General features: G+C 67.0%; 25 protein-coding genes and 2 pseudogenes. 19 read left to right on the plus strand and 8 right to left on the minus strand.

What is annotated here, in order from left to right; translation table 11 throughout:
* Positions 1 to 231: 231 nt before the first annotated feature.
* The gene (locus QE397_RS02205) at positions 232 to 1,266 is read left to right on the plus strand and encodes an alpha/beta hydrolase family protein (protein ID WP_222631704.1); all 1,035 of its coding nucleotides are present in this window, start codon (positions 232 to 234) and stop codon (positions 1,264 to 1,266) included.
* An 87-nt stretch (positions 1,267 to 1,353) separates the two neighbouring features.
* Positions 1,354 to 2,244: a glycosyltransferase gene (locus QE397_RS02210; RefSeq protein WP_051613102.1), complete on the plus strand. Its 891-nt coding sequence runs from the start codon at positions 1,354 to 1,356 to the stop codon at positions 2,242 to 2,244.
* A 117-nt stretch (positions 2,245 to 2,361) separates the two neighbouring features.
* On the opposite strand, the gene QE397_RS02215 is transcribed toward QE397_RS02210, so the two are convergent.
* On the minus strand, positions 2,362 to 2,838 hold the full coding sequence (locus tag QE397_RS02215; protein ID WP_027504645.1) for a hotdog fold domain-containing protein: 477 nt from the start codon (positions 2,836 to 2,838) through the stop codon (positions 2,362 to 2,364).
* A gap of 589 nt (positions 2,839 to 3,427) precedes the next feature.
* Here QE397_RS02215 and rpsJ point away from each other — a divergent pair.
* From rpsJ to QE397_RS02275, 12 genes are all read left to right on the plus strand, one after another.
* Complete coding sequence (gene rpsJ / locus QE397_RS02220; protein ID WP_003938093.1) at positions 3,428 to 3,733, plus strand: 30S ribosomal protein S10; 306 nt, start codon at positions 3,428 to 3,430, stop codon at positions 3,731 to 3,733.
* 14 nt (positions 3,734 to 3,747) lie between these two features.
* Complete coding sequence (gene rplC, locus QE397_RS02225; RefSeq protein ID WP_027504646.1) at positions 3,748 to 4,413, plus strand: 50S ribosomal protein L3; 666 nt, start codon at positions 3,748 to 3,750, stop codon at positions 4,411 to 4,413.
* Entirely contained in the window at positions 4,410 to 5,099 is a 690-nt protein-coding gene (gene rplD, locus QE397_RS02230; RefSeq protein ID WP_027504647.1) for a 50S ribosomal protein L4, read from the plus strand. Before rplC ends, rplD begins: the two co-directional genes overlap by 4 nt.
* The gene (rplW, locus tag QE397_RS02235) at positions 5,096 to 5,401 is read left to right on the plus strand and encodes a 50S ribosomal protein L23 (RefSeq protein ID WP_027504648.1); all 306 of its coding nucleotides are present in this window, start codon (positions 5,096 to 5,098) and stop codon (positions 5,399 to 5,401) included. The genes rplD and rplW overlap by 4 nt, the downstream gene beginning before the upstream one ends.
* Positions 5,402 to 5,448: 47 nt before the next feature.
* The gene (gene rplB / locus QE397_RS02240) at positions 5,449 to 6,285 is read left to right on the plus strand and encodes a 50S ribosomal protein L2 (RefSeq protein ID WP_027504649.1); all 837 of its coding nucleotides are present in this window, start codon (positions 5,449 to 5,451) and stop codon (positions 6,283 to 6,285) included.
* A 17-nt stretch (positions 6,286 to 6,302) separates the two neighbouring features.
* Positions 6,303 to 6,584 carry a 30S ribosomal protein S19 gene (rpsS, locus tag QE397_RS02245; RefSeq protein WP_027504650.1) on the plus strand — a complete coding sequence of 94 codons (282 nt, stop codon included), beginning with the start codon at positions 6,303 to 6,305 and terminating at the stop codon, positions 6,582 to 6,584.
* Positions 6,581 to 6,985 carry a 50S ribosomal protein L22 gene (gene rplV / locus QE397_RS02250; RefSeq protein WP_027504651.1) on the plus strand — a complete coding sequence of 135 codons (405 nt, stop codon included), beginning with the start codon at positions 6,581 to 6,583 and terminating at the stop codon, positions 6,983 to 6,985. The genes rpsS and rplV overlap by 4 nt, the downstream gene beginning before the upstream one ends.
* The gene (gene rpsC / locus QE397_RS02255) at positions 6,985 to 7,788 is read left to right on the plus strand and encodes a 30S ribosomal protein S3 (protein WP_027504652.1); all 804 of its coding nucleotides are present in this window, start codon (positions 6,985 to 6,987) and stop codon (positions 7,786 to 7,788) included. Before rplV ends, rpsC begins: the two co-directional genes overlap by 1 nt.
* Before the next feature lie 3 nt (positions 7,789 to 7,791).
* Complete coding sequence (rplP, locus tag QE397_RS02260; RefSeq protein ID WP_027504653.1) at positions 7,792 to 8,208, plus strand: 50S ribosomal protein L16; 417 nt, start codon at positions 7,792 to 7,794, stop codon at positions 8,206 to 8,208.
* On the plus strand, positions 8,208 to 8,453 hold the full coding sequence (gene rpmC, locus QE397_RS02265; RefSeq protein ID WP_027504654.1) for a 50S ribosomal protein L29: 246 nt from the start codon (positions 8,208 to 8,210) through the stop codon (positions 8,451 to 8,453). Before rplP ends, rpmC begins: the two co-directional genes overlap by 1 nt.
* The gene (gene rpsQ, locus QE397_RS02270) at positions 8,450 to 8,731 is read left to right on the plus strand and encodes a 30S ribosomal protein S17 (protein WP_027504655.1); all 282 of its coding nucleotides are present in this window, start codon (positions 8,450 to 8,452) and stop codon (positions 8,729 to 8,731) included. The genes rpmC and rpsQ overlap by 4 nt, the downstream gene beginning before the upstream one ends.
* A 100-nt stretch (positions 8,732 to 8,831) precedes the next feature.
* Complete coding sequence (locus QE397_RS02275) at positions 8,832 to 9,524, plus strand: hypothetical protein (RefSeq protein ID WP_307091402.1); 693 nt, start codon at positions 8,832 to 8,834, stop codon at positions 9,522 to 9,524.
* 6 nt (positions 9,525 to 9,530) lie between these two features.
* Here QE397_RS02275 and QE397_RS21745 read toward each other — a convergent pair.
* From QE397_RS21745 to QE397_RS02320, 6 genes and pseudogenes are all read right to left on the minus strand, one after another.
* Positions 9,531 to 10,917: pseudogene (locus QE397_RS21745) on the minus strand (alanine/glycine:cation symporter family protein).
* A gap of 229 nt (positions 10,918 to 11,146) precedes the next feature.
* Positions 11,147 to 12,151 carry an aldo/keto reductase family protein gene (locus tag QE397_RS02300; RefSeq protein WP_307091409.1) on the minus strand — a complete coding sequence of 335 codons (1,005 nt, stop codon included), beginning with the start codon at positions 12,149 to 12,151 and terminating at the stop codon, positions 11,147 to 11,149.
* A gap of 42 nt (positions 12,152 to 12,193) precedes the next feature.
* Positions 12,194 to 15,314 (minus strand): annotated as a pseudogene (locus tag QE397_RS02305) (helicase HerA domain-containing protein).
* Positions 15,315 to 15,328: 14 nt separating this feature from the next.
* Positions 15,329 to 16,015 carry a hypothetical protein gene (locus tag QE397_RS02310; protein WP_222630467.1) on the minus strand — a complete coding sequence of 229 codons (687 nt, stop codon included), beginning with the start codon at positions 16,013 to 16,015 and terminating at the stop codon, positions 15,329 to 15,331.
* On the minus strand, positions 16,012 to 17,034 hold the full coding sequence (locus QE397_RS02315) for an endonuclease domain-containing protein (RefSeq protein ID WP_307091411.1): 1,023 nt from the start codon (positions 17,032 to 17,034) through the stop codon (positions 16,012 to 16,014). Before QE397_RS02315 ends, QE397_RS02310 begins: the two co-directional genes overlap by 4 nt.
* A gap of 137 nt (positions 17,035 to 17,171) precedes the next feature.
* Positions 17,172 to 18,482 (minus strand): AIM24 family protein, encoded by a 1,311-nt coding sequence (locus tag QE397_RS02320; RefSeq protein WP_373425204.1) that lies wholly within the window; start codon positions 18,480 to 18,482, stop codon positions 17,172 to 17,174.
* A 185-nt stretch (positions 18,483 to 18,667) separates the two neighbouring features.
* On the opposite strand from QE397_RS02320, the gene rplN reads away from it, so the two are divergent.
* The 5 genes from rplN to QE397_RS02345 all read left to right on the plus strand — a co-directional run bounded on the left by rplN (position 18,668) and on the right by QE397_RS02345 (position 21,817).
* Positions 18,668 to 19,036: a 50S ribosomal protein L14 gene (rplN, locus tag QE397_RS02325; protein WP_027504662.1), complete on the plus strand. Its 369-nt coding sequence runs from the start codon at positions 18,668 to 18,670 to the stop codon at positions 19,034 to 19,036.
* A gap of 1 nt (position 19,037) precedes the next feature.
* On the plus strand, positions 19,038 to 19,352 hold the full coding sequence (gene rplX / locus QE397_RS02330) for a 50S ribosomal protein L24 (protein ID WP_027504663.1): 315 nt from the start codon (positions 19,038 to 19,040) through the stop codon (positions 19,350 to 19,352).
* Positions 19,352 to 19,918 carry a 50S ribosomal protein L5 gene (rplE, locus tag QE397_RS02335; protein ID WP_027504664.1) on the plus strand — a complete coding sequence of 189 codons (567 nt, stop codon included), beginning with the start codon at positions 19,352 to 19,354 and terminating at the stop codon, positions 19,916 to 19,918. The genes rplX and rplE overlap by 1 nt, the downstream gene beginning before the upstream one ends.
* Positions 19,919 to 19,922: 4 nt before the next feature.
* The gene (locus tag QE397_RS02340) at positions 19,923 to 20,108 is read left to right on the plus strand and encodes a type Z 30S ribosomal protein S14 (RefSeq protein ID WP_027504665.1); all 186 of its coding nucleotides are present in this window, start codon (positions 19,923 to 19,925) and stop codon (positions 20,106 to 20,108) included.
* 194 nt (positions 20,109 to 20,302) lie between these two features.
* On the plus strand, positions 20,303 to 21,817 hold the full coding sequence (locus QE397_RS02345) for an APC family permease (RefSeq protein ID WP_051613170.1): 1,515 nt from the start codon (positions 20,303 to 20,305) through the stop codon (positions 21,815 to 21,817).
* Positions 21,818 to 21,888: 71 nt separating this feature from the next.
* Here the strand turns inward: QE397_RS02345 and QE397_RS02350 are convergent, their stop codons facing one another.
* A complete protein-coding gene (locus QE397_RS02350; protein ID WP_056441854.1) occupies positions 21,889 to 22,374 on the minus strand; it encodes a hypothetical protein in 486 nt (161 codons plus the stop codon).
* Positions 22,375 to 22,574: the final 200 nt, after the last annotated feature.

A 22,574-nucleotide genomic window follows, 5' to 3' on the forward strand; every position in this document is an offset into this window, starting at 1 on the left:
CGTCTCGGTCGGGGCCGGAACGCTGTCACCGGGCCGCAGCCTCGTTCGGCCGCCTGTACCCGATGATCGCCCTGTTTCAGGCCCGTGTTACCGGAATGACGAATCTTCTTGCTCGTGCATGGCCGCACGCCCGTCTGTGACGTCGCCTAGAGTGCGAGGCGATGGGGCGCATGACACTGCTGTGACGGCAGTGCACTGTCGCCGGGAGTGCAGTGCGAGAGGGATACGACGATGACGTGGACACGACGGCCGATCACCGCTCTGGTCGCCGCTGCGGTGGTCGGTGCGCTCATGACTGCCACCCCCACCGTCGCCCGAGCGGACGACGCACCGATCGCCGCGGTCGAGACCGCCTCGGGTGCGCGGGTGGAGAATGTGGAGTTCGTCGGCGGTCAGCAGTACCTCGTCACCGTGTACTCGCCGTCGATGGATCGGTCGGTTCCGCTGCAGGTGTTCCGGCCGGCCGACACCTCGGCCCCGCGCCCCACGTACTACCTGCTCAACGGGGCGAGTGGCGGCGAGGATCCGTCGAGCAACTGGCCCGATCAGGCCGATGTGTCCACTTTCTTCGCGGACAAGAACGTCAACGTGGTCGTGCCCAAGGCCGGCGCCTTCAGCTACTACACCGACTGGGTCGCGGACGACCCGGAGCTCGGCCGCAACAAGTGGGAGACCTTCCTGCTGGACGAGCTGCCCCCTCTCATGAACCGCTCGCTCGGAACAACGGGTACCCAGGCCGTCGGCGGCATCTCGATGGCAGCGAGCGCGGTTCTGATGCTGGCCGCCGATCGACCCGGCTTCTACTCGTCGGTCGCGTCCTTCAGCGGCTGTGCCGGCACATCGGACGACCTGGGCCGCGCCTTCGTCAAGCTCGTGGTCGAGGCGCGCGGCGGGGGCGACACGGAGAACATGTGGGGACCCGACGACGGTCCGGAGTGGGCGGCCAACGACGCGTTGCTCAACGCGGACAAGCTGCGCGGCACTCCTCTCTACGTCACCACGGGGAGTGGGCTGCCGGGCTTCGACGAGACTCTCCAGAGTGCCCGCATCGCAGGCGACGTCCCCGCACTGATCAACCGGGTCGTCGTGGGCGGCGGCATCGAGTCGATCACCAACACGTGCACGCGGACGTTCGCGGAGCGACTGGCGCAACTCGGCATTCCGGCCACGGTGAAGTTCCGAGACAACGGAACGCATTCCTGGGCCTACTGGCAGGAGGACCTGCACGAATCCTGGCCCATGGTGGCGGCGTCCCTCGGAGTCTGATTCTCCGGCTGTGCGCCACGGCCGCGAGCGTGTCGAACTTTGCGGCGCGTCCCCTTATTGTCGACGGTGGAAAGGGGGTCGCCGATCATGACATTGCAGGGAACGGTCACCAGTCTCGTCATTCCTGTCCTCGACGAGGAGGACTACATCGCAGCGTGTCTCGATCACGTGTTGCCGCAGATCGACGAGTTGTCCGAGGTCATCGTCGTGGACAACGGGTCGATGGACGACACGGTGCAGATCGTGAAGGAGTACGCGGCGCGCGAGCCGAAGATTCGCCTCGTGCACGAACCGCGAAAAGGATTGTTCTTCTCCCGTAATACGGGTTTCCGGGAAGCGACATCGGACATCATCGGGCGTATCGACGCGGACACCCGAATCGGCGCCGGATGGGTGTCCGCCGTGAAGCAGACATTCCGGGACGCGGATTCCGATCTCAATCTCGGTGGTATCACGGGATTGAGCGCGCCCTACGACTCACCGTTCACCAGGTCGAAGAAATGGCTCGTCGACGCGCTCGTCCGGGCGAAGGTCCTGGGCAACGGCATGAAGATCGACAACATGCACGGCGCCAACATGGCGGTGCGGCTGGAGGCCTGGGACGCGGTCCAGGACAAGCTGACGTCCCGTTCCGACGTGCACGAGGACATCGACTTCGCGCTGTGTCTCATCGAGGCCGGCTACTCCATCGTCCAGCCCACCGAGATGTGGGCCGACATCTCGCCGCGGCGCGCGTTGACACCGCCGCTGCAGTACACGTCGTTCGTCAAGGCCGGCATCACCAGTTTCGAGATCCACGGTCGCTCGAACTGGTCGTTGCGGTGGCTCGTCGCACCGGTCACCTGGCTCTCGCACGCGGTGTTCTGGTTCCCGTACCGCGCCTACGACCCTGTTCGCCGGTCCTTCTCGCCGAGACGTCTGCTCACCGAGCGCACCTTCCGGCCGGCAGCGCTGTCGGAAGCACCTCCCGGGAGCTGACCGACAGCAGAGCACCGGATGTCACCGCGGGCAGGCCGGAGGCCGGTCGGATGTCACCGCGGGCAGGCCGGAGGCCGGTCGGACGTCACCGCGGGCAGGCCGGAGGCCGGTCGGAAGTCACCGCGGGCTGACCCACACGGTGATGTCGGCGTGGACGACCTCGGTGCCGCCGGCGTCGCGCAGGCTGACCGGGATGACGAGTTCCACGCCGCTGGTCACCGATTCCCAGTCCGGCCGATCGTCGAGCAGCGCGGTGGCGGTGAGCCCGGATCTGCCGGGGGCCAGGTACTGGACGTTCATGCCCTTGGGGATCCACCGGTGGGTCGTGGGGATCGTCGCCTCGGCGAGCATCCCCATCGCCACCTCGGCCAGATTGCAGGCCGCGATGGCGTGGAAGGTGCCCAGGTGGTTGTGCACTCCGAACCACGTGGGCCCGGAGACCACGCACCGCCCGGGGGCGAGCTCCCGTACGCGGGGGAGGACCGTGGCGAAGAAGGGCACGCGGACACACATTCCCGCGGAGAACGCCAGGGAGCGGGTGATCCCGCCGGGGAGTCGCTGCCAGAGCGCGTACGTGCTGGTGACCGTTGCCATGGCTGCACCTTACTCGGCGGTAAGTTGGTCGGGCGCGGTAAATCCGCGCGCTGACCGGTCGTCCGCGCTGGTTGCACCACGTGCGGATGGGTACCACCTGCGCGGATCGCTGCGATCGACCGTGCGTTCCGGCCGCGGTACCGCCTCGATTTGAACTCGACCCCCGGCGTGGGTAATACTGTTCGGGTTGCCTTGACCGAGGTGATCTCTGTTGTGCGTGTTGCGACGTGATCTCGCGGTCGAGGTATGCGACGAGAACGACATGCAGTGATTGCGCCGGCACGATGGGCGCATCCGGTCCGCGTTCTCCCGCCGGTCGAGTTCGGGCCGAGGGAGAAATCATGTGCGGGAATGCGACACGCCCGACCGCGTGGACCGGAGAACCATGACAGATGAACAGCGGCAACGGATTCCTCCTGGCTACGCGTGTGCGTGGATGCGAGAGTCCGCCACGTTCGTCCTCATGGATGCGCCTCGCGCTCGGCTTCATGCCGGCGTCGGGTCAGCACACTGCCGGGTTCTCCGGATCGACATCCGGAGACGAGAGACCTGACCAACGGTTAACCAGGGCAAGGAAGAGGACATAAGCGTGGCGGGACAAAAGATCCGCATCAGGCTCAAGGCCTACGACCACGAGGCGATCGACGCGTCCGCGCGCAAGATCGTCGAGACCGTGACCCGCACCGGGGCACGCGTGGTCGGACCTGTGCCGTTGCCCACCGAGAAGAACGTGTACTGCGTCATCCGTTCGCCGCACAAGTACAAGGACTCTCGCGAGCACTTCGAGATGCGCACGCACAAGCGACTCATCGACATTCTCGACCCGACGCCGAAGACGGTCGACGCGCTCATGCGCATCGACCTGCCGGCAAGCGTCGACGTCAACATTCAGTGAGCGCGGAGACAACCATGACTGACAACATCAAGCGTCCGGCCAAGGGCATTCTGGGCACCAAGCTCGGCATGACCCAGGTCTTCGACGAGAACAACCGCGTCGTCCCGGTCACCGTCGTGAAGGCTGACCCGAACGTCGTGACCGCGATCCGTACCGAGGAGCGCGACGGCTACAGCGCCGTCCAGGTCGCCTTCGGTGCCATCGATCCCCGCAAGGTGAACAAGCCGGTCACCGGCCAGTTCGCCAAGGCAGGCGTCACGCCTCGCCGCCATCTCGCGGAGCTGCGCGTCGCCGACGCCGCAGGCTACGAGATCGGCCAGGAGCTCACCGCAGCCGAGTTCGAGGACGGCGCTTTCGTCGACGTCACCGGAGTCAGCAAGGGCAAGGGCTTCGCGGGAACGATGAAGCGCCACGGCTTCAAGGGCCAGGGCGCGAGCCACGGTGCGCAGGCTGTCCACCGCCGCCCCGGTTCCATCGGTGGCTGCGCGACCCCCGGCCGTGTCTTCAAGGGCATGCGCATGTCGGGCCGCATGGGTAGCGACCGCATCACCACGCAGAACCTCTCGGTGCACAAGGTCGATGCCGAGAACGGTCTGCTGCTGATCAAGGGTGCGATCCCGGGCCGCAAGGGCGGCGTCGTGATCGTCAAGAGCGCAGTGAAGGGTGGTGCGCGAGCATGACCAGTCTCGAGAAGAAGACCGAAGCCAACCTGACGCTCGACGTCAAGGAGCTCGGTGGCAAGACCAACGGCACCGTCGATCTCCCCGCCGAGATCTTCGATCGCACCGCGAACATCGCGCTGATGCACCAGGTCGTCGTCGCGCAGCTCGCTGCGGCACGTCAGGGAACGCACTCGACGAAGACGCGTGGCGAGGTCCGCGGTGGCGGCAAGAAGCCGTACCGCCAGAAGGGCACCGGCCGCGCACGTCAGGGCTCGACCCGCGCACCGCAGTTCGTCGGCGGTGGCACCGTCCACGGCCCGCAGCCGCGCGACTACAGCCAGCGCACCCCCAAGAAGATGATCGCTGCAGCTCTCCGCGGTGCCCTCTCCGACCGGGCGCGCAGCGAGCGCATCCACGTGATCACCGAGCTCGTCGCGGGACAGGTGCCCTCCACCAAGGGTGCTCGCACGTTCCTCGCGGAGCTCACCGATCGCAAGAAGGTTCTGCTGGTCATCGGCCGCGCAGACCTGGCCGCATGGAAGTCCGTCCAGAACCTCGACGGCGTTCACCCCATCGCGCCCGATCAGCTCAACACCTACGACGTCCTCGAGGCAGACGACGTGATCTTCAGTGTCGAGGCACTGAACACGTTCATCGCAGGACCGGCCAAGGCAGCAACGGATTCACAGGAGGAGGACAAGTGAGCACCATTGCCGATCCCCGCGACATCCTGCTGGCCCCGGTCATCTCGGAGAAGTCGTACGGGCTCATCGAGCAGGGGACCTACACGTTCATCGTGCACCCGGACTCGAACAAGACGCAGATCAAGATCGCTGTCGAGAAGGTCTTCGGCGTGACTGTGACCAGCGTGAACACCGCCAACCGGCAGGGCAAGCGCAAGCGGACCCGATTCGGCTACGGCACGCGTAAGAGCACCAAGCGCGCGCTCGTGACCCTCTCGGCCGACAGCAAGCCCATCGAGATCTTCGGAGGCCCGGTCGCGTAAGCGGCCGGAGCTCAGAGGGTCCTCGAGGATCAAGGGACGAGACAAACATGGCAATTCGTAAGTACAAGCCGACCACTCCCGGTCGTCGTGGCGCGAGTGTCTCCGATTTCGCGGAGATCACGCGCTCGACACCGGAGAAGTCGCTCATCCGCCCGCTGCACGGCCGCGGTGGCCGCAACGCACACGGCCGCATCACCACCCGTCACAAGGGTGGCGGTCACAAGCGCGCCTACCGGCTCATCGACTTCCGCCGCAACGACAAGGACGGCGTGCCGGCCAAGGTCGCTCACATCGAGTACGACCCCAACCGCACCGCCAACATCGCGCTGCTGCACTTCGCAGACGGTGAGAAGCGCTACATCATCGCGCCGAAGGGCATCTCGCAGGGTTCGCCCATCGAGTCGGGTGCCACGGCCGACATCAAGCCCGGCAACAACCTCCCGCTCCGCAACATCCCGACGGGTACCACCATCCACGCGGTGGAGCTTCGTCCGGGTGGCGGCGCCAAGATGGTTCGCTCCGCCGGTGCCGGTGCTCAGCTCCTCGGTAAGGAAGGCGCCTACGCCACGCTGCGTATGCCGTCCGGTGAGATCCGTCGAGTCGACGTGCGCTGCCGCGCCACCGTCGGCGAGGTGGGCAACGCCGAACAGTCCAACATCAACTGGGGCAAGGCCGGCCGTATGCGCTGGAAGGGCAAGCGCCCGACCGTCCGTGGTGTCGTCATGAACCCGGTCGACCACCCGCACGGTGGTGGCGAGGGCAAGACCTCCGGTGGTCGCCACCCGGTCAGCCCGTGGGGACAGCCGGAAGGCCGTACCCGCAAGAACAAGCCGAGCGATCAGCTCATCGTCCGCCGCCGCCGCACCGGCAAGAACAAGCGATAATCAGGAGGGAGTAGCAGATGCCACGCAGTCTGAAGAAAGGCCCGTTCGTCGACGACCACCTCCTGAAAAAGGTGGACGTTCAGAACGACAAGGGCACGAAGCAGGTCATCAAGACCTGGTCACGCCGCTCGACCATCACCCCCGACTTCATCGGTCACACCTTCGCCGTCCACGACGGTCGCAAGCACGTCCCGGTGTTCGTCTCGGATGCGATGGTCGGACACAAGCTCGGTGAATTCGCGCCGACGAGGACCTTCAAGGGTCACATCAAGGACGACCGGAAGGCGAAGCGGCGATGACCAACTTCACCCCCACCGACAACCCGATCGCCCGGGCCACGGCCAAGCACGTTCGCGTGACGCCGATGAAGGCCCGTCGCGTCGTGGACCTGGTCCGCGGAAAGAGCGTCGAGGATGCCCTGAACATCCTCAAGTTCGCACCGCAGGCTGCCAGCGAGCCCGTCGCCAAGGTCGTTGCCTCGGCAGCGGCCAACGCGGAGAACAACCTGGATCTCGATCCGAGCACGTTGATCGTCTCGGCTGCATTCGTCGACGAGGGCGCGACCCTCAAGCGTTTCCAGCCTCGTGCCCAGGGTCGTGCGTTCCGCATTCGTAAGCGCACATCTCACATCACGGTCATCGTGGAGAGCCTGCCCAAGACCGGCGGCTCGACACGTGGTCGCCGGAAGGGAGCTCAGTAGTGGGCCAGAAGATCAACCCGCACGGCTTCCGCCTCGGCATCACGACCGACTGGAAGTCCCGCTGGTACGCAGACAAGCAGTACGCGGAGTACGTCAAGGAAGACGTGCAGATCCGCAAGCTCCTCGCCACGGGCATGGAGCGCGCCGGCATCGCCAAGGTGGAGATCGAGCGCACCCGTGATCGGGTTCGCGTCGACATCCACACCGCGCGTCCGGGCATCGTCATCGGTCGCCGCGGCGCCGAGGCGGATCGCATCCGTTCCGAGCTCGAGAAGCTGACCGGCAAGCAGGTCCAGCTGAACATCCTCGAGGTCAAGAACGCCGAGTCAGAGGCACAGCTCGTCGCACAGGGTGTGGCCGAGCAGCTCTCGAACCGTGTCGCTTTCCGTCGTGCGATGCGCAAGGCCATTCAGTCGGCCATGCGTCAGCCGAACGTCAAGGGCATCCGCGTTCAGTGCTCCGGTCGCCTCGGCGGCGCGGAGATGAGCCGTTCCGAGTTCTACCGCGAAGGTCGCGTTCCGCTGCACACACTGCGTGCGGACATCGACTACGGCCTCTACGAGGCGAAGACCACCTTCGGTCGCATCGGCGTGAAGGTCTGGATCTACAAGGGCGACATCGTCGGTGGCAAGCGTGAAGCTGTCGCCGCCGCTGCTCCGGCAGGCGATCGTCCCCGTCGCGAGCGTCCGTCTCGTCCGCGTCGCAGCGGTGCCTCGGGCACCACGGCGACCAGCACCGAGGCCGGCCGCGCAGCGACCGCAACCGCTGATGCACCCGCTACGACCGAGCAGAAGGAGGGCTGACGCATGTTGATCCCCCGTCGGGTCAAGCACCGCAAGCAGCACCACCCCAAGCGTTCGGGTGCCGCCAAGGGCGGAACTCAGGTGACCTTCGGTGAATACGGCATCCAGGCTCTCGAGCCCGCCTACATCACCAACCGTCAGATCGAGGCAGCCCGTATCGCCGTCACCCGCCACATCAAGCGTGGTGGCAAGGTCTGGATCAACATCTACCCGGACCGTCCGCTCACGAAGAAGCCTGCCGAGACCCGCATGGGTTCCGGTAAGGGTTCGCCGGAGTGGTGGGTCGCCAACGTCAAGCCCGGCCGCGTGCTCTTCGAGCTCAGCTACCCGGACGAGCAGATCGCTCGTGAAGCACTGACGCGCGCGATTCACAAGCTGCCGATCAAGGCACGCATCATCACGAGGGAGGTTCAGTTCTGATGGCTACCGGTACCCCGGCTGCCGAGCTCCGCGAGCTCGGCGACGAAGAACTGATCACCCGCCTTCGTGAGTCGAAGGAGGAGCTGTTCAACCTCCGCTTCCAGATGGCCACCGGCCAGCTGGACAACAACCGTCGGCTGCGCGTCGTCCGCCACGAGATCGCGCGCATCTACACCGTGATGCGCGAGCGCGAGCTCGGGCTTGCCGCCGGACCTTCCGAGGACACGGCAGGTGACGCAGCATGAGCGAGGAAACAGTGACTGAAGAGACCACCCGCAACAGCCGGAAGACGCGTATCGGATACGTCGTCTCCGACAAGATGCAGAAGACGATCGTCGTCGAGCTGGAGGACCGTGTGAAGCACGCCCTCTACGGCAAGATCATCCGACGCACCACCAAGGTCAAGGCCCATGACGAGAACGGAGTCGCCGGCGTCGGCGACCGCGTTCAGCTCATGGAGACCCGCCCCCTGTCCGCCACGAAGCACTGGCGACTGGTCGAGGTCCTCGAGAAGGCCAAGTAACACCTGCAGCACCCATGGACGACCCCGCACTCCTCGTGAGTGCGGGGTCGTTCTGCGTTCTCCGGTCCTCGCTACGATGGCCGGACGAGAGGGGATCGGCATGGACAGTGTGATGCAGTTCGCCGGCCAGTACTGGTGGCTGTGGTTCGTCTTCGGCGGGTCCATCGCGGGTGCGGCCAAGGCGGTCAGCGCCGCCAACGAGCGACGTGCGGATCGTCGCCTCGAGCGGTACCGCATCAAGCAGCAGGCCAAGGTCGCAGCGCTCGAACTCTCGAAGTCCACGAAGCAGGACGCGGAGACACAACGTCGATCCGTCGAGAAGGCGCTCGCCGAGCACGACGACGTGAACGCTCGGTGGTTCGCCTACGAGACCGACGTCATCAACCTGCTCGAGTTCCCCATGATGACGAACATGCGCGACCCGATGACGGTGGCCTTCCACCGAGCCAAGCTCGAAGCCGACTCCCTCCGGCCGTCGGCGGCGGACGAACTGGTCGGCGATGTCGAGGCGCAGCGGCTCTACCGCTCGGCCGTGCACGACTACGCAATGGCGTTCACCGCCGCCGAGTCCGAGGCCAAGCGTCGCCGCCGCGGGAACTTCAGTGAGGCGGAGCAGAACCGACTCACTCGCGCGCAGTCGCTGCTGCGCATGGCCTTGGACGGCGCCTCGACCCCCGCCGAGCGACAGGCGGCGTACCGCAAGGCGCGCACCGAGCTCGAGGGCCTGGTGACGCTGCCGACGACGGCGTACGCACAGATCGAACAGCGGATCGCGGGGGCGTTGGAGGCGTAGGCGCGGTCAGCCCGTGACGTCCACGTCGTCGACCGCCACCGTCTCGCCCCGGCGATGCGCCATGTAGTCGCGCAACTCCCGCTTCACGACGGGAAGCAGCAGGTAGAGGCCGATGATGTTGACGAAGGCCAGGGCAAACAGCGCCGCATCCGCGAAGTCCAGTACGGATCCGAGCGACAGCACCGTGCCGACGACGGTGAAGAGGCAGAAGATGACGGTGAAGCTGTGCCTGGCGAGGGCGCTGCGGCCGAAGAGGGACGTCCACGCCTGCGACCCGTAGTAGGCCCACGTGATGGCGGTGGACAGCGCGAAGAGCGCCACCGCGACCGTCAGAATGTACGGGAACCAGGGGAGCACCGTCTCGAACGCGTCCGAGGTGAGTGTGACGCCGCCGGCAGGAAGAGCGCCGGTCTCCGCGACGATGGCGCGCTGGTCCTGCCAGGACTGCGTGTTCGCGATGACGATCGTCAGAGCGGTGGCCGTGCAGATCACGACCGTGTCGATGAACGGTTCGAGCATGGCCACGAATCCCTCGGTGACCGGATGACGCGTCTTGACTGCCGAGTGCGCGATGGAGGCCGAACCCAGTCCCGTTCGAGAACGCGGCGCGCTGGATGCCGATGATCATGACGCCCAGTACGCCACCCGCCACGCCCGTGGGGGAGAAGGCGCCCGTCACGATCGCACTCATGGCGCCGGGGACCTGCTCGATGTTGACGGCGATCACCACGGCGCATCCCAGCACGTAGACGATGGCCATGGCGGGAACCAGCTTGGCCGTCACGGCGGAGATGGACTTCATCCCGCCGATGATGACCAGCCCGATCACCACGGCGACGACGAGCCCGAAACCGAACTTCGCGCCGTCCGAGCCGAGGAAACCCTCGTCGCCACCGGTGACACTGCGCACCTGAGCGTAGGTCTGGTTCGCCTGGAACATGTTTCCGCCGGAGATGCCGAAGAAGATGATGATCACGGCGTAGACGGTGGCCATGATCTTCCCGACTCGGCTCATCCCGCGCTCCGCGAGCCCCTTGGTGAGGTACTTCATGGGACCACCGGAGACGGTGCCGTCCTCGTGGACGTCGCGGTACTTCACACCCAGCGTGCACTCGACGAACTTGGTGGCCATACCGAGGAAGCCGGCGAGGATCATCCACAGCGTGGCACCGGGTCCGCCCAGGGTGACCGCGACCGCGACACCGGCGATGTTGCCGAGCCCGACGGTGCCGGACACGGCGGCGGTCAGGGCTCCCAAGTGGCTCACCTCGCCGGGTGCTGTGGGGTCGTCGTGTTTCCCGCGGACCAGTTCCACCGCGTGTTTGGCGCCGCGTACCTGCAGGAACTTGAAGGTGACCGTGAAGATGATCGCGGCGGCCAGGAGCCAGATCACGACCAGAGGGACCGACGCGCCGCCGATGTCGACGGAGAAGAAGACGACGGTGGTGACCGCCTCGGTGACGGGTTCGAAGGTGGAATTGATGGCATTCTCGATGGTGGTGAGGGTGCCACCGTCGGCCGCAAGGATCCGGGGTACGGAAGTCCTGTCTCATTCGACCCCGGCATCCCGGATCCTGCACGCCTTCAGACGTATCTGACCGATCCTTTACCTGATCTTGACCTCAGACCAGACGCTTCTCGGGACTCACCGTCTTCGACGGATCCTTCTCGACGATGTCGCCCAGCGCCTCGTCGATCTTGGCGAGCACGTCGGGGTCGAGGGTGACGTCCTGCGCCTTGACGTTGTCGGCGATCTGCTCGGGACGAGACGCGCCGACGAGAGCGGCCGCGATGTTGTCGTTGGCCAGCACCCAGGCGATGGCGAGCTGGGACATCGTGATGCCCAGGTCGTCGGCGATCGGCTTCAGCTTCTGCACGCGCGTCAGCGTCTCGTCGTTCATGTAGCGCGAGATCATGTCCGCGCCGCCCTTGTCGTCGGTCGCGCGCGACCCCTCGGGAAGCGGCTGTCCGGGAACGTACTTGCCCGTGAGGACGCCCTGAGCCAGCGGTGACCAGACGACCTGCGAGATACCGAGTTCCTTGGACGCCGGGACCACGTCGGACTCGATGACGCGCCAGAGTGCGGAGTACTGAGGCTGATTGGAGACGATGGAGAAACCGCGCTGCCGGGCCAGTGTCTGCGCTTCGCGGAGCTGGTCCGCGGTCCACTCGGACACGCCGATGTACAACGCCTTGCCCTGCTGGACGACGTCACCGAAGGCGGCGATGGTCTCCTCGAGCGGCGTCTCGTGGTCGTATCGGTGCGCCTGGTAGAGATCCACGTAGTCGGTGCCGAGGCGTCGCAGAGAGTTCTCGATGCCCTCGAAGATGTGCTTGCGCGAGAGCCCCGTGTCGTTCGGGCCCTTCTCGCCGACCGGGAAATACACCTTGGTGAAGATCTCGAGACCTTCACGACGCTCGCCCGCCACCGCCTTGCCCAGCACGGTCTCGGCCGCGCCGTTGGCGTAGACGTCCGCGGTGTCGAACGTCGTGATGCCGGCGTCGAGAGCCGCCTTCACGCAGGCGGTCGCGACGTCGTTCTCCACCTGCGACCCGTGGGTGAGCCAGTTGCCGTAGGTGATCTCGGAAACCTTGAGTCCGCTGTTGCCCAGAAATCTATAAGCCATGCGAACAACGCTACTCGCGCGCCGGCGCCAGGACTTCTCCTCTCACTCGCGCGCCAGCGCGAGGACCTCCTCTTCGGTGGGGGGACTCTTCGGGTGGAAGGTGAGGCACAGGGGAGTGGCCGTACGCCGGAACTCCGAACCCTCGACGGCCGCGTAGAACTGACCTGCGGGGAGACGTCCGACGTCGGGTACGGAACCGCCCTTGGCGCGCGCCATTTCCTGCGCCGCCTGGATCTGGGCGGGACTGTTCAGCAGGCCGTAGAACTGGGTGGCCGCGTTTCCGGCGATGCGATTGTGCAGCCCCTTGGGTGCCTGTGTCGCAAAGACGAGGCCCAAGCCGTACTTCCGGGCCTGCGACGCGAGTGCGAGCGTGCTGTGCGTGGCCGGTGTCGCCTTGTCCGAGGGCGCGTAGTTCTGCGCCTCGTCCATGACGAAGAGTCCGCCGAGCGGTCGATCACCCGCCGGGTTCTTCTTGATCCAAGCGAACAGACCCATCTGCAGCTGATTGACGAAGCTCTGCTTCTGCTCCTCGGTGGTGAGCCCCGAGAGGTTGATGACGGACACGCGCGCCTTCTTTCCCTCGGCCGGGGTGAGCAGCACGCCCGGATCGACGGGAGTGCCGGACCCGGCGAACATCGGGTCGTTCGTCATCGCGGCCTTGAGGTTCTCGGCGAGATCGGCCGCGATGCGCACGGCGTCGCGCAGATCGCTGGCGTCGGCGGGGAGATTCTCCAGCAGGTCGATGAAGTCCGACATGTCGCCGGCCGAGCGCCGCCCGAACCCGTCGAGTGCCGCGCGCAGCACCGCCTGGCGGTGCTTCGCCTTCTCCGTGGTGCCCGTCGCCAGTGCGGCGGGAGCCAGCGCCGCGAGACCCGACTCGACGGACGCGTCGAACTCGTCCTTGTCGTTGACGACGCTGGCGAAGTCGGGGAGCGGCTGGAAACTGAGCGGCCGCCCCGACGACTTGCGCGGAGTCCAGACGACGACGTCCGTGTCCCGCAGGTACGCAGCAGCTTTCGCCTCGTCGCCCGGCGGCCACGTGCGTTCGTCCTCCGGCCACGGTGTCCCGAGGCGGGCGAGATCGTTGTTGATGTCGAGCACGATCGACGAGACACCGTGCAGGGCACACTCCCTCGACCAGCCGGCGGATGAGCACGGTCTTGCCGCTGCCCGATCCGGCGAAGATCGCCGTGTGCTTGCGCAGCGCCTCGAGCGGAATGCGGACCTCGGCGTTGGTGCTGAGCTCCGTCCCCATCTCGATCTGCTCCCGGCGCGGAGTTGCCGCGGGAGCCTGCGACACCTCGGGTTCGATGAGTGCCTGGTCGTCGTCGACGACGCTCGCGTCGGGCAGCACCTCGCGGAACAACGCGATCTCGTGCGCCGGCTTGCGAGCGAGCAGCCACGACGTGAGGGCCGGCGAGTTCTCCGACCGGAGAGCGCCCAGGGCGTGCAGCGAGCGGCGATCGTCCTCGCTCAGCGGCACCTCGACACCACCGGCGCGGTGCAGCGCCGCCACGGTCTGTTCCGTCTTCGCGCCCTTGGGCCACGGTGCGTTGCGGATGAGGATCAACCGACGGCGCGGCATGTCGATGTGGAGACCCGCCGCGGTGACGGCCCGCTCGATACGGGCCAGGGCCGCACGGGCATTGGTGGAGGAGACGGCGCGGAAGCACCAGTGTTCCTCGTCGTCGGTGTCGCTGTCGACGGTGTGGCGGAGCCGTGCGTGCAATGCTGGGCGGCCGCTCGGCGGAGGATCCTGCGCGAGGCTGTCGTCGGACGACTGGTGCTCGTGGATCCAGGCGTCGAGACCGGCGGAGAGCAGTGCCGGGACGAGGCTGTCCTCGGTGCCGGGTTCGAGCGGTGTCGAGACGTCCGCGGCGCTGCGCAACTGCGCGTACCGCTCGTCGAGCGCCTCGAGTTCGGATCGCTTGGCCGTGGGGAGCGACGGTGTGTCGGATCCCCCTCCGCTGGAGGCGAAGTCGGTCAGTTCCGTCGCGACCCCCGTCTCGAGGCAGTGGCGGATGTGCTTGTCGACGGCGATGAGCAGCTGGCGGGGAGTGAAGTCCGGCGCCTTGTCGAACGCGTCGACGGCCACCGGCCATGTCGGGTGCGGGGTGGCGAAGCCGACCTCGCGGAAGCACGCCTCGAGGCGACGCTCGAGCAGCAGGCGGCCGACGTCCGACGACGGAATCGGCTTGAGCCGCTGCGTCACCCGGAACCGGTCACGCATCGGTGCGACCCCGCGAGCGGCGATCAGATCCCACGCGCTCGACAGCGCCGACAACACGGAGGCGGTGCGCGGCAACGTCTCACGGAGAGTCATCAGACCGTGGGCGAGCTGCTCGACCACCTTGTCCTCCTGCTCGTCCGCGTAGTCCTTGTCGGCGCCGGTGCGCGCCTGCGCGACGAGGGTGTCGATCTGATCGATGGCGAGGATGGTGGGACCCGTGATCGCGAGCAGTCGGGAGATGTTCTCCGCGATGCCCTGGTGACCGAGCTCCGCGCGGCGGATGCCCCACGACTCGAACTCGTCGGCGTCCACGTCGTCGATCGACTGCAGGTAGGCGTCGCCGATGTCCTGCACGGCCGCGTCGGGTGCGATCGAGAGGACCAGGGCACGCAGGGTGTGCTGGGAGGTCCGACGATGGCGGGGATGGGCCTTGTAGACGCCGGTGACGAACTCGTTCAGCGTGTCGGCGTCGATCATGGTCTCGCCCATGACCTGTCGCCGCTGGTCCTCGCTCACGCCGGCGATGTCGCAGAGCCGCCGCAGGACCAGGCGGAGCTGACTGTCGTCACCGCGACCCGATGGGCGGTTGAGATCGTCGAGCATGCCCATCAGCGTCGAGCGCCAGAAACCCGCGGCGTCGAGGAGCCGGATGAGGAAGAAGTAGCCGCCGCGCGACTGCACCTCCTCGCGGACCTGCCCGAGAAGGTGCGTCTTGCCGGAACCCGCGGGGCCCTGCACGACGACGCCGAGCGGACTGGCGTCGTCCGAGTTCTCGGCGTCGGTGTACGCACTCATGACCTCGGTGAACACCCGCTCGTGCATCCCGGGCACGTGGACGTCCGACTGGGACCGCCACACGTCGTCGGGTGTGGGGGCCCAACTCAGCCGCACCGACTCGAGAGCGCGGATCTGTTCGGACTTCGTGGTCGTCATCGTGGAGCCGCCCATCACTGTTCGATCGCCAAGAGGTGGTTCTGCTGGTTGCCGACATCGACGGCCGCGGCGCGGTCCTCGTCGGTCAGCGTCTTCTGGTTCTCCTCGGGGATGAGGGAGACGTCGGGGGCGCGTCGCAGCCGGGCGAGCGCCTCGTCGAGATCCGTGCGCGAGATGTCGGACAGGGCGGGCCGCAGCCGCGACAGCCGCACCCAGGCCCCGGGCTCACGAGCGAGGTCCGCGTACGTCGACCGGATCCGCTGTTCGACGTCCGCGGCGGACAGTTCACTGCGGACCGCGGGGGCGACGATGGCGTTGGGTGGCGTCGGCGGCGCCGTGATCGACGTCGGAGTGTCGCGCGGGAAGAAGACCTCGGCGGGACGTACGTCGTCGCGGTGGAACCACCGGCCGAGGCCTGCCATGACGGTGAACAGGGCCTTGCCGGGGCCGGCCGCACCCTTCGGCGCCTGCGTGCCCATCAGGTCGGAGCAGTGCTTCCAGCCCTTGTCGGTGAGCTCGACGGTCATCGTCCGACCCTGCTTGCCCACCTCGATCAGGCCGAGCGACGCGAGGTGGTCCCGGTGGGGCTTCTTCAACTCGGGCCCGAGCGTCGACAGTTCGGGGTTGCGCACCGCGCGTGCCTCGGCCATCAGCACCATCAGCACGGACACCTCGGTGCCGGTCAACTCGTTCGCGCTCACGTGGGAGTCCCCTTCGATCGTCGTCGGTGCAGTGCCTGTTCGATCATCGTCATCACGCTCTCGTGGTCCGCGAGCACGTCCTCGTTGGTGAAGCGCAGCACGATCCAGCCGTGCGTCTGCAGCAGGTTGTCGCGGGACCGGTCGTCGGCGAACTGAGCACGCGCACGGTGCTCGTGGCCGTCGATCTCGATGGCGACCCTCTCATCGACCCACGACACGTCCAGCGTGAACGGTCTGCTCAACGTCGTCGGCCGGACGGAGCGGTTGTGGCGTCGGCCCGCCGCCCACTCGCGGGTGGAGAGGACGCGGTCCAGCAGGATCTCCGCCGCGCTGGCCGCGTACGGACGCCCCTCGACGGGCGGGTAGCTCAGCGGCCGGAAGCGGTCGACGATGGTGTCGACGTCGTCCGGGGTCGACGGAGTGCGCACGGTCAGCACCGGGAACCTGTCCACGGCGGGTGCACCGGCCCCGGTCAACCACACGCCCGTCCCGGTGCTGCACCACCATTCCGCGGCGGTCGCCACCGCTGCCGGGTCGGCGTCGGCGGGGACGTCCACGACGAGGACGGCGCGCTCTCGCCCGTGGACGTCGGCGATCACGCGGGCGGCACCGGCGGCTCGGGTCTCGCGAGCGAAGGCGTCGACACGCAGGGGACGACCCGACGTCGACGCGCCCGCGAGATGGGCGAGGTACGGACCGAAGTGTTCGCTCGTCGACGCCCACTGCCGCGCTCGGGTCCGCGCGGCGTCGCGCGCCAGCGACGAGCGGTCGCCGACATCGCCGGGCAGCAGGAAGGGGACGAGGTCGAGCGCGGCCTGCTCGATCGCGGCGACGACGGCGTCCACCATCTCCGACGCGGAGCCGTTCGACAGGGTGAAGAAGAGTGCGGCCGGAGCATCGGACGGCAGCGGGTCCACCGACTCGGCGAGATCGCGCATCGCGGCGCCGGACAGTCGTACGACCCGGTCCAGCGGGGCGTCGTGCCACCAGGGCGTCGCGGTGTCGACGCGTGTCGTCACGTCATCACCCCCGCCCTGGTGTCGAGGCAGACCGGACCGGCCACCGCCCCGCGGCCGATTTCGGCCGACTTCAGGCCTGCCCTGTCGGTTACCATCCCCGAAACCGTACCCGGGGACGGGAACCCGTGTCGCGCGGGTCACCGTCCGAGCAGGCCACCCAGCGCGCCGCCGACACCGGCCTGCTGCCCGCCGCCCGTGCCGCCGACGAACCCGCCGGGCGGCTGCTCCGACGGCTGCACGACGACGAACCCCTGCCCGGAGAACTGCAGGGTGAAGCGCTCGCCGGTGCTGCGGCCGATGAGGGTGCCGAAGTTGAGTTGATCGTTGCTCTTCACCGAGGTCTGCAGGCTCGACGACCACGCGACCGCAGCCTGCGGATCCGCGAAGGTGGGCTGGTCGACGTTCAGCACGACGGGTTGCCCGTCGGTGGTGATGGCGATGCGCCCCTGCCCGGTGAAGATGCAGTTGAACAGGCCCGCGTTGCTGCTGGCGGCCGCACCCTGGACCCGGCCGATGCGGTACGACAGCGACGAGTCGAACGCGAGCACGTTGGCGCCGTTGATGGTGAGACCGTCGCTGCCGTCGAGGTCGATGATGTGCACGTCCTGGGCAGCGTTCGCGAGGAAGAGGTCGCCGCGACCGGACACCTTCATCAGCGGCACACCCTCGCCCGTCACCGTGCGACGGATCATGTTGCCGATGCCGCCGGATCCCTGCGCCTCGAACTTCAGGTCGCCCTGGTAGGCCACCATCGATCCCGAGCGCGCCATGATCTCGCCGTTCATCGCGACGCGGGCCATCTTGCTGCCCTGCTTCTGGATGCCGACGCCCTGGACCTCGGCGTGGGTGGGGGCGAACAGTTCACTTCTCACGGCCAGTGCTCCCTGCGTCGGTACGGGTTGTGGTGCTGCTGTGGTGGGGACGACGGTCGGTGTCGGTGTCGGTGTCGGTGCCGGTGTCGTGGCCGGCGCGGGCTCGTCGTCGACGGTGATGCCGAAGTTCGTCGCGATGCCCGCGAGCCCGTCGTCGAAGCCCTGGCCCACGGCGCGGACCTTCCAGGCGTCGCCGCGTCGGTAGATCTCGACGCACACGACGGCGGTCTCGCTCGTGAGTCCGCTCATCCGGAACGACAGGTCCGGTCCGATGGAGATGGTCGGCTCCAGGCCGCCGAACGTGGTGGGGCCCGATCCGTCCAGGCTGGCGGTGACGGCCACGGTGTCGACGTCGCGGGGCACCGCACCGGTGTCCACGCGGATCCCGCCGCTGCCGTACGTCACACCGGGGCCGACCGGGTTGTTGAAGAAGACCAGGTCCGCGTCCGATCGAACCCGGCCCGCGGAGTTCAGCAGGAGCGCCGAGATGTCCACGGCGGCGCCGGACACGGAGATGTCGAGGCTGTCCGAGGGTGCGGGGCGGTTCTCCCCCCGTGCGAGGCTGTCCACGGACATCAGTGTGCCACCGGCGCCTGACAGAGACCTGTGCCGTCGCGCGTGGTGGGGATTTGGATCCCGTCCGCGTGTTCCCTACACTAGAGCGGTTGCCCGTGGTAGACGCATGCGTCGGCCAGGGCCACAGACCGCGCGCGTCGGGTCGGTATCCGCCGCGTACGTACATCCAGGTCACTAGGAGACCCATGATTCAGCAGGAGTCGCGGCTTCGCGTCGCCGACAACACGGGTGCCAAGGAAATCTTGTGCATTCGCGTTCTCGGTGGCTCGTCACGCCGTTACGCCGGGATCGGCGACGTCATCGTCGCCACCGTCAAGGACGCGATCCCCGGTGGAAACATCAAGAAGGGCGAGGTCGTCAAGGCCGTCATCGTCCGCACCACGAAGGAGCGTCGCCGCGCCGACGGTTCGTACATCAAGTTCGACGAGAACGCTGCCGTTCTCATCAAGCCTGACAACGACCCCCGCGGTACCCGCATCTTCGGCCCGGTCGGCCGCGAGCTGCGTGAGAAGAAGTTCATGCGCATCGTGTCGCTGGCTCCGGAGGTGTTGTGAGATGAAGGTGCACAAGGGCGACACGGTTCTCGTCATCTCCGGTAAGGACAAGGGAGCGAAGGGCAAGGTCATCACGGCCTACCCCGAGACCTCCAAGGTCCTCGTCGAGGGCGTCAACCGCATCAAGAAGCACACCGCTGTCTCGGCCAACGAGCGCGGCGCCTCCTCGGGCGGCATCGTCACGCAGGAAGCCCCCATTCACGTTTCCAACGTCGCGGTCATCGACTCGGACGGCAACCCCACCCGCGTGGGCTACCGCACCGACGACAACGGCAAGCGCGTTCGGATTTCCCGTAAGAACGGGAAGGACATCTGATGACGACCACCGAGAACAAGATCGTTCCGCGCCTGAAGACTCGCTACCGCGAGGAGATCAAGGACGCGCTGAACACCGAGTTCGAGTACGCCAACGTCATGCAGATCCCCGGCATCGTCAAGGTCGTCGTCAACATGGGTGTCGGCGACGCCGCCCGTGACGCGAAGCTGATCAACGGTGCGGTCGCAGACCTCGCCGCGATCACCGGCCAGAAGCCCGAGATCCGCAAGGCTCGCAAGTCCATCGCGCAGTTCAAGCTCCGCGAGGGCATGCCCATCGGCGCGCGCGTCACGCTGCGCGGCGACCGCATGTGGGAGTTCCTGGACCGTCTCGTGTCCATCGCGCTTCCCCGCATCAGGGACTTCCGTGGCCTGTCGGGCACGCAGTTCGACGGCAACGGCAACTACACGTTCGGCCTGAACGAGCAGTCGATGTTCCACGAGATCGACGTCGACAAGATCGATCGCCCTCGCGGCATGGACATCACCGTCGTCACGACGGCCACCAACAACGACGAAGGCCGCGCGCTGCTCAAGCACCTCGGCTTCCCGTTCAAGGAGAACTGAGCGTATGGCTAAGAAGGCACTGGTCAACAAGGCCAACAAGAAGCCGAAGTTCGCGGTTCGTGCGTACACCCGCTGCCAGCGTTGCGGCCGTCCGCACTCCGTGTTCCGCAAGTTCGGCCTCTGCCGTATCTGCGTGCGCGAGATGGCGCACCGCGGCGAGCTCCCCGGAGTGCACAAGAGCTCCTGGTGATCTGATCACCTGACACACCCCGACAGGCCCGAGCCATCACGGCTCGGGCCTGTCGGCGTTCACGGATGCAGTGCGTCGAGGAATGTCGCGCGGTCCGAACGGTCTGTTCCTCTCTGCGTGTCTCCCGCCGTATGCCTCGCGCCGGCGCCTCACCGGGCCTAGTGTTGCGCGACGGGGGAGCGAGCGGAGGAATCATGACTCAGACCGCGGAGACCGAGACCTCGGCCACGCCGGAACTCAAGCGGGTCCTCGGACCCGGACTGCTGTTGCTCTTCATCGTCGGCGACATCCTGGGCGCCGGCGTCTACGCCGTGACAGGCGACATGATCGCCAATGTCGGCGGAATGGCGTGGCTGCCGTTCATCCTCGCCTTCGTCGTGGCGACGCTGACCGCGTTCTCCTATCTCGAGCTGGTGTGCAAGTACCCGCAGGCCGCCGGCGCCGCGCTGTACACGCACAAGGCCTTCGGCATCCATTTCGCGACGTTCCTCGTCGCGTTCGCCGTCATCTGCTCCGGCATCACCAGCGCCTCGACGTCCTCGAACGTGGTGGCGGGCAACCTGTTGGCCGGCCTGCACGAGACCTTCAGCACCGAGGACGGCATCGGGTGGTTCGACGTACCCACCGGCGACACAGCGCAATTGGTGGTCGCACTGGCCTTCATGCTGCTGCTGGCGGCGATCAATCTGCGCGGTGTCGGCGAGTCGGTCAAGTTCAACGTGATCCTGACGATCATCGAGATGGCAGCGCTCGCCATCGTCATCGCGATCGGCTTCGTCGCGGTGGGAAGTGGTAGCGCCGAGGGCGACATCGCCAATCTGGTCGTGTTCGACGACGCCAACGAGAAGGGCTGGTTCCTCGCCGTCACCGTCGCGACCACCATTGCTTTCTTCGCGATGGTCGGCTTCGAGGACTCGGTGAACATGGTCGAGGAGACCAAGGAGCCCGAGAAGATCTTCCCGAAGATGATGCTCTCCGGACTCGGCATCGCCTGCCTCATCTACGTTCTCGTCGTCGTGGCCGTGATCGCGGTCCTGCCGCTGGACTACGACTCCGGCAGCGAGGGCATCCTGCTCCACGTCGTGAGACTCGGCGCACCGGGACTGCCGATCGACGAAATCTTCCCGTACCTGACGGTGTTCGCCGTCGCCAACACGGCGCTGATCAACATGCTGATGGCGAGTCGGTTGATCTACGGCCTCGGGCGTCAGCGCATCCTGCCCAAGTCGCTGAGCGCTGTTCTGCCGACGCGTCGCTCGCCGTGGGCGGCCATCATGTTCTCCACCGTCATGGCACTGGTGCTGATCGTGGTGGTCAACCAGCTGCAGGGGAACTCGGTCGTCAGCGCTCTGTCCGGAACGACCGGGCTGCTGCTGCTCTGCGTGTTCGCGGTGGTCAACGTCGCCAACCTGGTGCTCAAGCGTAAGAAGGAGACGACGGGCTTCAGTGCACCGCTGTGGGTTCCGGTGACGGGCGGCACGCTGTGCCTGTTCCTCGTCGGACCGTGGGCGCGGACCGATGCGCAGATGATCCAGTACCGCATCGCCGGCGCGATGCTGCTCCTCGGTGTGGCGCTGTGGGTGGTGACGTTCTTCGTCAACCGTGCCACGCAGGGCAAGTCGCGCTTCATCGACGTGGATGCGCTCGACCGCGACGAGAAGGCGAATCTCGGTGACCGGGTGCGTGATCGGGGAGACGGCAAGGACTGAGCGGCGGGATCGACCCGCCCACGAGACGAGCCCCGGACCTCCCTGAGGACCGGGGCTCGCGCCGTCGAACGTCAGCTCTCGAAGATGTCCAACGGCAGAGAGCCACCGCCACCGACAGGCGGGACGACGGGCGGGAGGCTGCCCTCCGGAAGCACTGTGACGGGGAGGTCGACGAGCGTGTCGACCGATGTGCCGCCGTCGTCACAGCTCACCGCGACGCTGTAGAGCCCGGCCTCGAGTCCGTCGATGACGACGGTGCCGACGGCGGGAGCGATCGGCAGGAATGGCGTGACGGGGCCCGAGGCGCTCGCCGTGTTGGTCTCGTCACCCACTTCGGTCGCGGTGACGGTGCAGTCCACCGCGCCCGTGAAGGCGAGAGCGGGTGTCACGGTCACCAGCGTGCTGATCGATTCGACGCCGGGCGTGGGTACCGCGACGACGGCGAGCACCGCCGCCGACGCCGTTCCCGACCCTGCCAACAGCGCCGCAGCAGCTGCCGCTCCCACCATTCCGACCTTGCCGAATGTGCGTACACCGGTCTTCACATCGTCCTCCATCACTCGTCGTGCGCGATAAACGTTGTGAATGGACACTAAAAGGCTGAACGAGAATGGCGGAGCGAAACGGACCAATCGGTCACCGAACTTGGTTCCGCGGCTGAACCCGACCGATGTCGCGGTGAACCGTTCGGGCCGGCGCTGGGCACCGTGCACACCTCCCGTGAGGCTCACACCTGTTGCGGCAGGCCGGAGGGGGT

The sequence above is a fragment of the Rhodococcus sp. SORGH_AS_0301 genome (assembly GCF_030818285.1).
Taxonomy (GTDB): Bacteria; Actinomycetota; Actinomycetes; order Mycobacteriales; family Mycobacteriaceae; genus Rhodococcoides.

Bases quoted from the DNA above. Each gene is read 5' to 3' on its own strand.
- QE397_RS02205 (WP_222631704.1), top strand. From the start codon at position 232: ATGACGTGGACACGACGGCCGATCACCGCTCTGGTCGCCGCTGCGGTG.
- QE397_RS02210 (WP_051613102.1), top strand. From the start codon at position 1,354: ATGACATTGCAGGGAACGGTCACCAGTCTCGTCATTCCTGTCCTCGAC.
- QE397_RS02215 (WP_027504645.1), bottom strand. From the start codon at position 2,838: ATGGCAACGGTCACCAGCACGTACGCGCTCTGGCAGCGACTCCCCGGC.
- rplC (WP_027504646.1), top strand. From the start codon at position 3,748: ATGACTGACAACATCAAGCGTCCGGCCAAGGGCATTCTGGGCACCAAG.
- rplD (WP_027504647.1), top strand. From the start codon at position 4,410: ATGACCAGTCTCGAGAAGAAGACCGAAGCCAACCTGACGCTCGACGTC.
- rplB (WP_027504649.1), top strand. From the start codon at position 5,449: ATGGCAATTCGTAAGTACAAGCCGACCACTCCCGGTCGTCGTGGCGCG.
- rpsS (WP_027504650.1), top strand. From the start codon at position 6,303: ATGCCACGCAGTCTGAAGAAAGGCCCGTTCGTCGACGACCACCTCCTG.
- rplV (WP_027504651.1), top strand. From the start codon at position 6,581: ATGACCAACTTCACCCCCACCGACAACCCGATCGCCCGGGCCACGGCC.
- rplP (WP_027504653.1), top strand. From the start codon at position 7,792: ATGTTGATCCCCCGTCGGGTCAAGCACCGCAAGCAGCACCACCCCAAG.
- rpmC (WP_027504654.1), top strand. From the start codon at position 8,208: ATGGCTACCGGTACCCCGGCTGCCGAGCTCCGCGAGCTCGGCGACGAA.
- rpsQ (WP_027504655.1), top strand. From the start codon at position 8,450: ATGAGCGAGGAAACAGTGACTGAAGAGACCACCCGCAACAGCCGGAAG.
- QE397_RS02275 (WP_307091402.1), top strand. From the start codon at position 8,832: ATGGACAGTGTGATGCAGTTCGCCGGCCAGTACTGGTGGCTGTGGTTC.
- QE397_RS02300 (WP_307091409.1), bottom strand. From the start codon at position 12,151: ATGGCTTATAGATTTCTGGGCAACAGCGGACTCAAGGTTTCCGAGATC.
- QE397_RS02320 (WP_373425204.1), bottom strand. From the start codon at position 18,482: ATGTCCGTGGACAGCCTCGCACGGGGGGAGAACCGCCCCGCACCCTCG.
- rplN (WP_027504662.1), top strand. From the start codon at position 18,668: ATGATTCAGCAGGAGTCGCGGCTTCGCGTCGCCGACAACACGGGTGCC.
- rplX (WP_027504663.1), top strand. From the start codon at position 19,038: ATGAAGGTGCACAAGGGCGACACGGTTCTCGTCATCTCCGGTAAGGAC.
- rplE (WP_027504664.1), top strand. From the start codon at position 19,352: ATGACGACCACCGAGAACAAGATCGTTCCGCGCCTGAAGACTCGCTAC.
- QE397_RS02340 (WP_027504665.1), top strand. From the start codon at position 19,923: ATGGCTAAGAAGGCACTGGTCAACAAGGCCAACAAGAAGCCGAAGTTC.
- QE397_RS02345 (WP_051613170.1), top strand. From the start codon at position 20,303: ATGACTCAGACCGCGGAGACCGAGACCTCGGCCACGCCGGAACTCAAG.
- QE397_RS02350 (WP_056441854.1), bottom strand. From the start codon at position 22,374: ATGGAGGACGATGTGAAGACCGGTGTACGCACATTCGGCAAGGTCGGA.